The organism is Yersinia sp. IP36721 (assembly GCF_003634395.1).
GTDB lineage: Bacteria > Pseudomonadota > Gammaproteobacteria > Enterobacterales > Enterobacteriaceae > Yersinia > Yersinia entomophaga.
The window spans coordinates 20,384-32,340 of the sequence record NZ_QCZL01000010.1 but is presented as its reverse complement, the minus strand read 5'-3'; the positions used below and the strand labels follow the sequence as shown (position 1 = coordinate 32,340).

Below are 11,957 nucleotides of genomic sequence, written 5' to 3'. Positions count from 1 at the left end.
CGGCGCACAGAAATACGCTGTTAGTCACGGCGGTTGAATATCTCATCGACCAATCCATATTCTACAGCCTCGGCCGCAGACAGGAAACGGTCACGCTCCGTGTCTCTCTCTATTTCTTCGAGAGGTTTCCCCGTATGTTTCGCCATCAGTTCGTTCATACGGGATTTCACTTTCAGGATTTCTTTCGCATGAATCTCGATGTCGGTCGCTTGCCCCTGGAATCCGCCCAGCGGCTGGTGAATCATCACCCGCGAGTTTGGCAGACAGAAACGCTTCCCTTTCGCACCAGCGGTCAGCAAGAATGCGCCCATGGAACATGCCTGGCCCATACAAATGGTGCTGACATCCGGTTTGATGAACTGCATGGTGTCATAGATAGACATACCCGCAGTGATCACCCCGCCCGGTGAGTTAATATAAAGGAAGATATCTTTTTCCGGGTTTTCGGCTTCCAAAAACAGCATTTGTGCCGTAATCAGGTTGGCCATGTGATCTTCAACCTGGCCGGTTAGGAAGATAATGCGCTCTTTCAGCAGACGGGAGAAGATATCGTAAGAACGTTCCCCACGTGAAGTCTGCTCAATCACCATCGGCACCAGAGCCATGTTAGGTGCAAATTGATCTCGTTCGCCACTGTATGACATTACCATCTCCTAATAGAATTTACTTTGGCGCCATTAATAACCGATTCTACTTGAGATAAGCAATGATGACCATGATAAGCAGTAGGTCGTCCCAGACATATCCAGCGGTGATAATCAGCCAACGCAAGGAAAGATAGAACATAAAGTCTGTAATAGTAATTGGGGGAAGGATACTGTTTTTCAAGCCCCATACCTTTTATTGTCTCAACGCCCCTTTCTCACCTCACGCGTTTTTTAGACGCTCGCTACGGATTTAATTCAGCACTTTCTTTTATTTTTTTAATATAGCCCAGTTTGACGGGAACCATAGCCGAGAATTTGTTGTTTTTATCGTGTAAATCAAGAAGAAAAAAGCCCGTAGCCAAAGGCGACGGGCTTGAGAAGTCAAAACGCCAAGTCAAAGATACTTAACGTTATGCGCTAAAAAACATTACGCTGCAGTGGTCTGATTCATCAGCTCGCTGAAGGTAGTTGGTTTTTCGGTTACCTTGGCTTTAGCCAGCAGTGTTTCTACCGCTTGTTCTTCCAGAGCAACGTTACGCATGTTGTTCATCAGCTCTTTGTTTTTGCTGTAGAACTCGATAACTTCTTGCGGATCTTCGTAGGCAGAAGCCATTTCTTCGATCAGCGCTTTAACGCGGTCTTCGTCAGCTTTCAGCTCGTGCTGGCTGATCACTTCGCCCAACAGTAGGCCAACAACAACGCGACGTTTAGCTTGTTCTTCGAACAGTTCACGTGGCAGTTCAGCAGCTTGTTTCTCGTTGCCACCGAAACGCTGTGCAGCCTGGCGACGCAGAACGTCGATTTCGCTGTCGATCAAAGCAACTGGAACGTCGATTTCGTTAGCGCTAACTAAACCGTCGATTGCCTGAGTTTTAACACGGTTACGCACTGCGCCTTTCAGCTCGCGTTCCATGTTTTTACGTACTTCAGCGCGCAGACCTTCGATAGAACCATCAGCCACGCCGAAACGTTTGATGAATTCTTCAGTCAGTTCTGGCAGTTCACGTTCTTCAACTTTCTTCAGAACGATAGCGAACTTGGCTGATTTACCTTTCAGGTTTTCAGCGTGGTAATCTTCTGGGAAGTTCACGTCGATAGTGAATTCTTCGCCCGCTTTATGACCCACAACGCCTTCTTCAAAGCCTGGGATCATGCGGTTCTGGCCCATAGCCAGTACGAAATCAGTTGCTTTGCCGCCTTCAAACTCTTCGCCGTCGATAGAACCGGTGAAGTCCAGAGTCACGCGATCTTCTGCTGTAGCAGCGCCATCGGTGTCTTTCCAGGTAGCTTGTTGCTTACGCAGGGTGTCCAGCATCGCATCAACGTCGGCGTCATTAACTTCAACAACCGGTTTCTCTACTTCGATTTTTTCCAGATCTTTCAGTTCAACTTCTGGATAAACTTCGAATTCAACAGAGAAAGTGAAATCTTCGCCTTCTTTGTATTCGCCCGGTGCGTAGCTTGGTGCGCCAGCCGGGTTGATTTTTTCTTTGATGATCGCGTCAACAAAGTTGCGTTGCATCAGATCGCCCAGTACATCCTGACGAACGGACGCGCCGTAACGCTGTTCAACGATGTTCATCGGCACGTGGCCTTTACGGAAACCGTCAATGCGAACATTTTTAGCCGCTTTCAACAGCTCGCTTTTTACTGCTTTCTCAATGCTATCAGCAGCAACAGTGATAGTTACACGGCGGCCAAGGCCTTGGGTGGTTTCAACAGAAACTTGCATCTTGTTACCTCAAAAAAATCACAGTGCTCGGTCAACTCCAGAAGCCGCTATCAAAACCCTGCCATTGTAGGAATGACACTGGCCCTGAAAACACCCTCTAAGAACCGGGACGGCCGCATTACAGAACCGAGTATCCCAGATGTCAGAAGCGTCCCGAAACCATTCCGGAAAAATAAGACGCGACATTATAGCGGTGCATAGGTTTCGAGTCGAGGAAAGCGAGTGAATGTCAGCGCGCGAAAATTTACGCGGACGTCGATCCCTCGACAAAAACGCTGGCAGCGCTGTGCTAAAAATAGTGTTGTCGCCAGTTAAAAAACAAACGGCCCAAAGGCCGCCTGTGGATTTCTCTATTACTAATACCTTAAATCAGCAGAAAAGTTCCACGGAAATCAGGCAAATACCATATTTATGCCAAGGTTCCGGCACCGCGGCATGATGGAGAGTCAGGCAAGGTGTCTTGCAGACTCTCCCATTCTTTGACCGTGTAGGTATGTAATGCCAGCGCGTGGACTTCACCGGCTAATTCTTCGGACAATACGCCATAAATGGCACGATGGCGGTTTAAAAAGCGCTCACCGGCAAATTTATCGCTAACAATCACAACCTTAAAGTGGCTCTCCGAGCCTGCGGGCACATTGTGTCTGTAGCTTTCGTTTATCACTTCCAGGTGAACAGGTTCAAATGCCGCCCTGAGTTTTTCTTCTATCTTTTCGCGAATCAGAATCATAAAGATCTCCTTACTGCACCGGCAGAGAACTGCACACCTTCTTACAGCAATATTAGTCGGTTTTGGCTGTTTTATAACATTCCTTTGACAATAATTCTCGGTTAAATACGCCTAACGCCGACGAAACGGCCAGAGGTTGAGGATAATCCGATTGTCACGGCAAAAGGTTATTTGTAGGGTTCCAGTATGAAAATCCGTATTTGTGGCGAATTTGTCACCATTGGGATCTTCCCCCTATCTGCGGCAGTGCTATGATGTCGCAATAATATTGCAGCTATCCCGCTCAGTTTATTAAAAATTCCATAACTCTCGAGAAAGTGAACATGCTAAAGAAAATTCTTTTCCCGCTGCTGGCCGCGTTGATGCTGGCGGGTTGCGCCACCAACAGCAATACGCTTGAAGTCACGCCGAAAATCGTATTGCCACCGCAAGATCCCACCTTGATGGGAATTACCATCAGTATCAACGGTGCCGATCAGCGTCAGGATTCCGCGCTGGCCAAAGTCAACCGCGATGGCAAATTGGTGGTATTAACGCCATCTCGCGACCTGCGCTTCCTGTTGCAGGAAGTGCTGGAAAAACAAATGACTGCCCGTGGCTATATGATTGGTACCGGCGGCCCGGTTGATCTGCAAATCGTAGTTAACCAACTGTTCGCCAACGTGCAGGAAGGTAATCTGCGCTACAACATCACGACCAAGGCTGATATCTCCATCACAGCTCAGGCGCAAAATGGTAACAAACAGGTTAAGAACTACCGTTCTACCTATAATGTCCAGGGCGCATTTACCGCAACCAATGCCAAAATAACTGAAGCAGTGAATACCGTGCTCAGTGACGTTATTGCGGATATGGCTCAAGACACCAGCGTTAACAGCTTTATCAAACAAAACGCACGTTAATCTGTTGTTTGCTTAACTTTGCTCTGCCCTGAATCGGGGCAGAGCACGTAGGTTTCTTATGTCCAGTCGCTATTCAAACCTGTTTACACAGCGTAATTCGCTCATTCTTTTATTACTGGGGTTTGCCTCCGGTCTTCCTTTGGCTCTGACGTCCGGCACGCTGCAAGCCTGGATGACGGTGGAGCAAGTTGATCTGAAAACCATCGGTATTTTCTCTCTGGTCGGTCAGGCTTACGTCTTCAAGTTCTTGTGGTCCCCATTGATGGACCGCTACACCCCTTCTTTCCTTGGTCGTCGCCGCGGTTGGTTACTGGTGAGCCAGCTATTATTAATAGTGGCTATCATCGTAATGGGCTTTATGGAGCCGGCGAAGCATTTATGGTGGCTGGCAGCGATTGCGGTATTGGTCGCCTTCTGCTCGGCGTCTCAAGACATTGTTTTTGATGCCTATAAAACCGATTTGCTTAGTGCAGAAGAACGGGGAACCGGCGCCGCAGTTTCGGTTTTGGGTTATCGGCTGGCCATGTTGGTTTCCGGCGGTTTGGCGCTATGGATTGCGGACCGTTATCTCGGCTGGCAGTCAACCTATTGGTTAATGGCTGGTTTGATGGTTATCGGGGTGGTTGCTACTCTGATGGCTCCTGAACCGGATGCCCCCGCCGCCGCACCTAAAACGCTGGAACAGGCAATTGTTGCCCCGCTGCGCGATTTCTTTGGCCGTAATAACGCTTGGCTGATTTTACTGCTGATCGTGCTTTATAAAATGGGCGATGCTTTCGCCGCTAGCCTGAGTACGCCGTTTCTGATTCGTGGGCTAGGTTTCAACGCCGGTGACGTCGGCCTGGTCAATAAAACCCTAGGTCTGTTAGCGACGATTATCGGTGCTTTGTATGGCGGTTTGCTTATGCAACGCCTCAGCTTATTCCGCGCCCTGATGATTTTCGGCATCTTGCAGGCGGTTTCCAATCTGGGCTATTGGATTCTATCGGTGACAGACAAGAATATCTTCACCATGGGGAGCGCCATTTTTCTGGAGAACATCTGTGGCGGCATGGGTACCGCAGCCTTTGTGGCGCTTTTGATGACGCTGTGCAATAAGTCGTTTTCCGCCACTCAGTTTGCCTTATTGTCAGCACTGTCTGCGGTTGGTCGCGTGTATGTCGGCCCGGTTGCAGGCTGGTTTGTAGAAACTAACGGCTGGTCGATATTTTATCTGTTCTCCATCGCCGCCGCCGTTCCGGGCCTGATATTACTCTATATCTGCCGCCATACCCTTGAATTCACGCAAAAAACCGATGAATTCATGCCTCGAACCGAATTTAAAAATGGTTATCGCTGGGCCTTACGCTTTTTAACCATCGGTTGTTTATTATTGGCCGCGTGGCTGGTGCTATTAATCAGCAATGCCTGGGGATGGACCGCAGCGCCAGAAGTGGCCGATGTGCTGCTATTACGAGGGATTCAACTCAGTATTGTTGGAATGATACTGGGTGGAGCGCTGGATTATCTGGCACTGCGTCGCGCCCGCTTGACTTAAGACGACACGTTGCTTCACCAATAGCCGGTATTCTATTACCGGCTTTTTTATACGTAAAAGTTAGTCAACTGGGTATACACCCGACAAAACCACAATCATGATCACATTATTAAGCAACTAATCAGAAATATTATTCTTAAAATGAGATTCAAATCACCCTCAGGTCTTTAACCTTTTGTGCTGTCAGACTATGATGTGCGCACTTTTTATTAAGGACATATGTCCTTTTATTTCCCCTGACACCTTTTAACAATAATTGAGGCTTTTATGCGTAAAATTCTCGTTGGCGCCATCGCGCTAACTGCGGTCACTCTGGCTCCTTCTGCGCAAGCTGAATACCAATGGGGTTTCGGCAATATCAGCATGAACTACCTGGATTGGACGAAGAGCACTACGCATAAATCCGGTGGTTCATCTCATAAAGATGACTTTGCCTATATTGAATTAGAGGGCGGCGCAGGTTTTAGCTGGGGTGAAGTTTACGGCTTCTTCGATTTAGAAAACCCGTTCAACTCCAAAACTGCTCAGCCGGGCGATAACCAGCGTTACACCTTTAAAACCACTGGCCGCTACTATTTAGGCGACACCGGTTTTAACCTATACGGCCACGTTTATGGCACCTACTCTCTGCCAGCTGCTGAAGGCAACAACTACAGTAACTTCCACGAAGTGAATACCCTGTACGGTATCGGCTATAACACCACCATTGCTGGCGTATGGATGAAGCCTTTCGTTGCGCTGCACTACGTTGACCAAACTTATTACTCAGGTAATAACGGTTATGTTGTTGGTTGGGTTGCTGGCTACGATTTCACCGCTTTCGATGAGAAATTCAGCATTACTAACTGGAACGAGCTGGAATTTAACCGTGCAGAACGCTATGCGGCAGGTAACGGCGGTCGTAACGGGGTGAACGGTGCTATTGCACTGTGGTGGACACCAATGAAACAATTCACCACTGGTATTCAGTATCGTTATGCTTATAACAAGCTGGGCGAAGACTTTTTACAAGACGGTATCGTTTACTCAATTAAATATAATTTCTAACTAAATGATTCCGGGGAAACCATTTTGGTTACCCCGGAATATATTTTAATTCACTTTTAAGATACATATTATTTACATAAAATCGTAAATAAACTCCTCCCAAATCTGTATTTCCCGACAATAAAATCCTGCTTGGCATTGTTTTTCCTTAATATAGTTAGCTTTTAGTTACGCTTGTTAATTAACTCTTGCGCCAACATATTGTTGCAATTAGAAAATTATCAAAGAGAGCAACATCTGTGACCCCCTTAACATAAAGTGTCAACAAGCCGCTGACACAACCTTAAGCGTGTTTACAGTCCTGCAACCTTCCCGTAAAATGCCCGCACACCTGAAACGACAATAGAGCCCTTTGTAATTGAGGTCGTTAGATGAGACTTAAGAAATACATTAAAAATATTGGGATGTTGTCTTTATTTGCAGCCACGGTAACACTCGCTGGTTGCGATATGGTATTGATGAACCCTAAAGGCACAATCGGACTCGAACAAAAAACGCTGATACTCACCGCTATCGGTTTAATGTTGATCGTAGTAGTTCCGGTTATTTTTATGGCGTTTGCCTTTGCGTGGAAGTTCCGTGCTTCCAACAAAAATGCAACCTATACCCCGAACTGGTCCCACTCCAACAAAATTGAGCTTGTTGTATGGGCTGTACCAATTATTATCATTGCTATTCTGGCAACGATAACCTGGAAAACTTCTCACGAACTTGATCCGTTCAAACCTTTGGTTGTCGAAGGTAAAGAACCGATCACTATTGAAGTGGTTTCTTTGGACTGGAAGTGGCTGTTTATCTATCCAGAACAAGGTATTGCCACCGTCAATGAAATCGCCTTCCCTACTGATGTTCCCGTGAACTTTAAGATCACATCCAACTCAGTGATGAATTCGTTCTTTATTCCTCAGTTAGGCGGACAAATTTACGCGATGGCCGGGATGCAAACCAAACTGCATCTGATTGCCAATGAAGCCGGTAAATACAACGGTATTTCCAGTAGTTTCAGCGGTAAAGGCTTCTCTGGTATGAAATTCACTGCGATCGCTACGCCGACTCAGGGTGATTTCGATCAGTGGGTCGCGCAGGTGAAAAAATCGCCAAACACCCTGAATACCACTGCTGATTTCGATAAATTGGCTGAGCCGAGCGAAAATAACCCGGTTGAGTATTTCTCCAGCGTTAAGCCGGAGCTGTTTAAAGAAACGATTGGCAAATTTATGGGCGATATGAACATGCACAAGAGCGATGACATGCATAAAGGCATGGACATGAGCAAAGGCATGGAAATGGGCGACCACTCTCACGCCGGAGCCGAGGAATAAACGATGTTGGGAAAATTAACACTTGATGCGGTTCCGTTACACGAACCAATCATAATGGTTACCGTTGCTGCAATTATTCTAGGCGGTCTGGCATTAGTTGCCGCCCTGACTTATTTCGGCAAATGGAAATGGTTGTGGAGCGAATGGTTGACCTCCGTTGACCATAAGAAAATCGGTATCATGTACATTCTGGTAGCGATGGTCATGCTGTTGCGTGGCTTTGCCGATGCCATCATGATGCGAAGCCAGCAAGCGCTTGCTTCGGCTGGCGAGGCAGGATTCCTGCCACCTCATCACTATGACCAGATATTTACCGCCCACGGCGTAATCATGATCTTCTTCATGGCGATGCCTTTCGTGGTGGGTCTGATGAACATCGTCGTACCATTGCAAATTGGTGCTCGCGACGTTGCCTTCCCGTTCCTGAACTCCCTAAGTTTCTGGTTCTTCGTCGTCGGGGTGGTGTTGATCAACATCTCTCTGGGAGTCGGTGAATTTGCTCAGACTGGCTGGTTGGCGTATCCGCCGCTGTCAGGCATTGAGTACAATCCGGGCGTTGGCGTCGATTACTGGATATGGAGTCTACAGATTTCAGGTCTGGGTACCTTGTTGACCGGTGTTAACTTCTTCGCGACTATTCTTAAGATGCGTGCTCCTGGCATGTCCTTGATGAAGATGCCTGTCTTCACCTGGGCGGCTTTCTGTACCAACATCTTGATTATCGTTTCTTTCCCGATTTTGACCGTAACCGTTGCGTTACTGACTCTTGATCGTTACATGGGCACCCATTTCTTTACCAATGATATGGGCGGCAACATGATGATGTACATTAACCTGATTTGGGCTTGGGGCCATCCGGAAGTGTATATCCTGGTTCTGCCGGTATTCGGTGTGTTCTCCGAAGTCACGGCGACCTTCTCGAAGAAACGTCTGTTCGGTTATACCTCATTAGTATGGGCAACCATTGCCATTACCGTTCTGTCGTTTATCGTTTGGCTGCACCATTTCTTTACCATGGGTTCAGGTGCCAACGTAAACGCCTTCTTCGGTATTGCTACCATGATTATTTCCATCCCGACCGGGGTGAAAATCTTCAACTGGCTGTTCACCATGTATCAAGGCCGTATCCAGTTCAACTCTGCGATGCTGTGGACCGTTGGCTTTATCATCACCTTCTCCATCGGTGGGATGACCGGCGTTCTGTTAGCCGTACCGGGTGCGAACTTCGTACTGCATAACAGTCTGTTCCTGATTGCTCACTTCCATAACGTGATCATCGGCGGCGTAGTATTCGGTTGCTTCGCAGGTCTGACTTACTGGTTCCCTAAATCTTTCGGCTTCACGCTGAATGAAACCTGGGGCAAACGTGCGTTCTGGTTCTGGATTATCGGTTTCTTCGTAGCCTTTATGCCGCTGTACGTTCTGGGCTTTATGGGTATGACCCGTCGTTTAAGCCAGGATATTAACCCTGAATTCCACCCGATGTTGATGGTGGCAGCAGGCGGTGCAGTACTGATTGCCTGCGGTATTCTGTGTCAGGTTATTCAGGTCTTCGTCAGTGTGCGTGACCGTGAACAAAACCGCGATCTGACCGGTGACCCGTGGGATGCACGTACGCTGGAATGGTCTACCTCTTCCCCACCTCCGTTCTATAACTTCGCCGTAGTGCCTGAAGTTGTTGACCGTGATGAATTCTGGGACATGAAAGAGAAAGGCGAAGCTTACAAGCGTCCGGCTAAATATGAAGAGATCCACATGCCGAAGAATACCGGCGCGGGTGTCATCATTGCAGCTTTCAGTCTGATCTTTGGCTTCGCCATGGTCTGGCACATCTGGTGGATGGCTATCGCCGGCTTCGTTGGCATGATCGTCACCTGGATCGTGAAAAGCTTCGACGAAGATGTGGATTACTATGTGCCGGCAGAAGAAGTTGAGCGCATTGAAAATCTTCACCATGAACAAATCAGAAAAGCAGGCGTGAATCATGTCAACTGAAACTCTGACTAACCACAACGTAGCCCATGCAGAGCATGGGCACCACGATGCGGGAGCCACCAAGGTCTTTGGCTTCTGGGTCTACCTGATGAGCGACTGTATTCTGTTTGCGACTTTGTTCGCAACCTATGCAGTATTGGTAAACGGGACCGCTGGCGGCCCTACAGGTAAGGACATTTTTGACCTGAACTTCGTTTTGGTCGAAACCTTCCTGCTCCTGTTTAGTAGTATTACCTATGGCATGGCCATGCTGGGTATGAACAAAGGCAACAAAAATCAGGTAAATCTCTGGTTGGGTATGACCTTCCTGTTCGGCCTGGGCTTCGTGGCGATGGAAATCTATGAATTCCATCACCTGATCGCTGAAGGCTACGGCCCGGATCGCAGTGCGTTCCTGTCTAGCTTCTTTGCGTTGGTTGCCACTCACGGTATTCACGTAACAACTGGTTTGGTTTGGATTATCATTATGATGATTCAGGTAGCGAAACGCGGCCTGAACCCTACCAATCAAACGCGCCTGATGTGCCTGAGTCTGTTCTGGCACTTCCTGGACGTGGTGTGGATCTGCGTATTCACCGTTGTTTATCTGTTAGGAGCCATGTAAATGAGTCATTCAACTACTGGTCACGGTGGAGCAAGCCACGGCAGCCTGAAGTCCTATATAATCGGCTTCGTTCTGTCAGTAATTCTGACAGTCATTCCGTTTGTCATGGTTATGCAGGGCACCGCTTCTCATACCATGATTCTGGCAACGGTTGTGACCCTTGCCGTGGTGCAGATTATCGTACACCTGGTGTACTTCCTGCATATGAATGGTAAGTCAGAAGAGCGCTGGAACCTGGTGGCGTTCCTGTTCACCGTAATGATTATCGCGATCGTTGTTGTGGGCTCGCTGTGGATTATGTACAACCTCAACATCAATATGATGGTTGACTAAAGAGCTGCATGTGATGATTAAGCAATACCTGCAAGTAACTAAACCAGGAATTATTTTCGGCAATTTAATTTCTGTCGTTGGGGGATTCCTCCTCGCCTCTAAAGGCGATATTGATTACCCCCTTTTTCTCGCCACGCTAATCGGTGTTTCGTTAGTTGTTGCCTCCGGGTGTGTATTTAACAACTATATCGACCGTGATATCGACTGCATCATGGAGAGAACGAAGAACCGGGCCTTGGTAAAAGGCCTTATCGAACCGAAGATAACCCTGATTTATGCATCGGTACTGGGTATTGCGGGCATGCTGTTGCTTTATGTGGCGGCCAATGTGTTAGCAATGGCACTGGCCGTCATAGGTTTCATTATCTATGTCGGGGTTTACAGCCTCTACATGAAGCGTAAGTCGGTATACGGCACTTTGATAGGCAGCTTGTCCGGTGCGGCTCCGCCGGTTATCGGCTACTGCGCGGTGACAGGCCAGTTTGATACCGGCGCATTGATCCTGTTATTGATCTTCAGCATCTGGCAGATGCCGCATTCATACGCGATCGCCATATTCCGCTTTAAAGATTACCAAGCGGCGAATATTCCGGTATTGCCAGTTATAAAAGGGATATCGGTCACTAAAAACCATATCACCCTGTATATTCTGGCATTTATGGTAGCAACACTGATGCTGACTCTCAGCGGCTACGCCGGATATAAATATCTGGTAGTCGCAGCGGCAGTCAGCGTCTGGTGGTTGGGAATGGCTCTGCGTGGCTACAAAGCAACGAATGACAGCGTATGGGCGAGAAAACTCTTCGTATTCTCAATCATTGCGATTACTTCATTGAGTGTAATGATGTCTGTAGACTTCAACGTTCCGTCATCTGCTGCATTACTGACTTACGTCGGGTAAGCACACCGAAAGTTCCATGAAGCGGCCTCGCTGGTTTCCAGCCGGTCGCTTCCTCTTTTCTACCCTACCCTGTTTTATTCATACCTGATTTTGCCATCAGACTGTATATTCCTCTCGTTTTGAATACACCTATCAACCGTCTGATAAACTCTATTTTTCCGGAAGATACTCACTCTGGCTGTAATATATTCTAAACATCAATAGATT

Annotated in this window: 11 protein-coding genes; 8 read left to right on the top strand and 3 right to left on the bottom strand. The window is 47.7% G+C overall.

Annotated features, from left to right (window positions below; translation table 11 throughout):
- Window positions 1–20: 20 nt before the first annotated feature.
- The 3 genes from clpP to bolA all read right to left on the bottom strand — a co-directional run bounded on the left by clpP (window position 21) and on the right by bolA (window position 3,109).
- Complete coding sequence (gene clpP / locus DBA33_RS10230) at window positions 21–644, bottom strand: ATP-dependent Clp endopeptidase proteolytic subunit ClpP (protein WP_049598543.1); 624 nt, start codon at window positions 642–644, stop codon at window positions 21–23.
- A gap of 430 nt (window positions 645–1,074) precedes the next feature.
- Window positions 1,075–2,379, bottom strand: a complete 1,305-nt coding sequence (gene tig / locus DBA33_RS10225; RefSeq protein ID WP_049598542.1) for a trigger factor — start codon at window positions 2,377–2,379, stop codon at window positions 1,075–1,077.
- Window positions 2,380–2,788: 409 nt separating this feature from the next.
- Complete coding sequence (gene bolA / locus DBA33_RS10215; RefSeq protein ID WP_120806381.1) at window positions 2,789–3,109, bottom strand: transcriptional regulator BolA; 321 nt, start codon at window positions 3,107–3,109, stop codon at window positions 2,789–2,791.
- Window positions 3,110–3,432: 323 nt separating this feature from the next.
- Here bolA and DBA33_RS10210 point away from each other — a divergent pair, with 323 nt between their 5' ends.
- The 8 genes from DBA33_RS10210 to cyoE all read left to right on the top strand — a co-directional run bounded on the left by DBA33_RS10210 (window position 3,433) and on the right by cyoE (window position 11,750).
- Window positions 3,433–4,011 carry a lipoprotein gene (locus tag DBA33_RS10210; protein WP_064512240.1) on the top strand — a complete coding sequence of 193 codons (579 nt, stop codon included), beginning with the start codon at window positions 3,433–3,435 and terminating at the stop codon, window positions 4,009–4,011.
- Between the two features lie 58 nt (window positions 4,012–4,069).
- A complete protein-coding gene (gene ampG, locus DBA33_RS10205) occupies window positions 4,070–5,548 on the top strand; it encodes a muropeptide MFS transporter AmpG (protein ID WP_064512238.1) in 1,479 nt (492 codons plus the stop codon).
- A 267-nt stretch (window positions 5,549–5,815) separates the two neighbouring features.
- Window positions 5,816–6,595, top strand: a complete 780-nt coding sequence (locus DBA33_RS10200; RefSeq protein WP_064512237.1) for an outer membrane protein OmpK — start codon at window positions 5,816–5,818, stop codon at window positions 6,593–6,595.
- Window positions 6,596–6,966: 371 nt separating this feature from the next.
- A complete protein-coding gene (cyoA, locus tag DBA33_RS10195) occupies window positions 6,967–7,917 on the top strand; it encodes a cytochrome o ubiquinol oxidase subunit II (protein ID WP_064512235.1) in 951 nt (316 codons plus the stop codon).
- Between the two features lie 3 nt (window positions 7,918–7,920).
- A complete protein-coding gene (gene cyoB / locus DBA33_RS10190) occupies window positions 7,921–9,912 on the top strand; it encodes a cytochrome o ubiquinol oxidase subunit I (RefSeq protein ID WP_120806379.1) in 1,992 nt (663 codons plus the stop codon).
- Entirely contained in the window at window positions 9,902–10,516 is a 615-nt protein-coding gene (locus DBA33_RS10185) for a cytochrome o ubiquinol oxidase subunit III (protein WP_049598534.1), read from the top strand. Before cyoB ends, DBA33_RS10185 begins: the two co-directional genes overlap by 11 nt.
- Window positions 10,517–10,849 carry a cytochrome o ubiquinol oxidase subunit IV gene (locus DBA33_RS10180; RefSeq protein ID WP_049598532.1) on the top strand — a complete coding sequence of 111 codons (333 nt, stop codon included), beginning with the start codon at window positions 10,517–10,519 and terminating at the stop codon, window positions 10,847–10,849. It abuts the gene before it with no gap.
- A gap of 13 nt (window positions 10,850–10,862) precedes the next feature.
- Window positions 10,863–11,750 (top strand): heme o synthase, encoded by an 888-nt coding sequence (gene cyoE / locus DBA33_RS10175; protein WP_064512231.1) that lies wholly within the window; start codon window positions 10,863–10,865, stop codon window positions 11,748–11,750.
- Window positions 11,751–11,957: the final 207 nt, after the last annotated feature.

Bases quoted from the DNA above. Each gene is read 5' to 3' on its own strand.
- tig (WP_049598542.1), bottom strand. From the start codon at position 2,379: ATGCAAGTTTCTGTTGAAACCACCCAAGGCCTTGGCCGCCGTGTAACT.
- cyoE (WP_064512231.1), top strand. From the start codon at position 10,863: ATGATTAAGCAATACCTGCAAGTAACTAAACCAGGAATTATTTTCGGC.
- bolA (WP_120806381.1), bottom strand. From the start codon at position 3,109: ATGATTCTGATTCGCGAAAAGATAGAAGAAAAACTCAGGGCGGCATTT.
- DBA33_RS10180 (WP_049598532.1), top strand. From the start codon at position 10,517: ATGAGTCATTCAACTACTGGTCACGGTGGAGCAAGCCACGGCAGCCTG.
- DBA33_RS10210 (WP_064512240.1), top strand. From the start codon at position 3,433: ATGCTAAAGAAAATTCTTTTCCCGCTGCTGGCCGCGTTGATGCTGGCG.
- DBA33_RS10200 (WP_064512237.1), top strand. From the start codon at position 5,816: ATGCGTAAAATTCTCGTTGGCGCCATCGCGCTAACTGCGGTCACTCTG.
- cyoB (WP_120806379.1), top strand. From the start codon at position 7,921: ATGTTGGGAAAATTAACACTTGATGCGGTTCCGTTACACGAACCAATC.
- ampG (WP_064512238.1), top strand. From the start codon at position 4,070: ATGTCCAGTCGCTATTCAAACCTGTTTACACAGCGTAATTCGCTCATT.
- clpP (WP_049598543.1), bottom strand. From the start codon at position 644: ATGTCATACAGTGGCGAACGAGATCAATTTGCACCTAACATGGCTCTG.
- DBA33_RS10185 (WP_049598534.1), top strand. From the start codon at position 9,902: ATGTCAACTGAAACTCTGACTAACCACAACGTAGCCCATGCAGAGCAT.
- cyoA (WP_064512235.1), top strand. From the start codon at position 6,967: ATGAGACTTAAGAAATACATTAAAAATATTGGGATGTTGTCTTTATTT.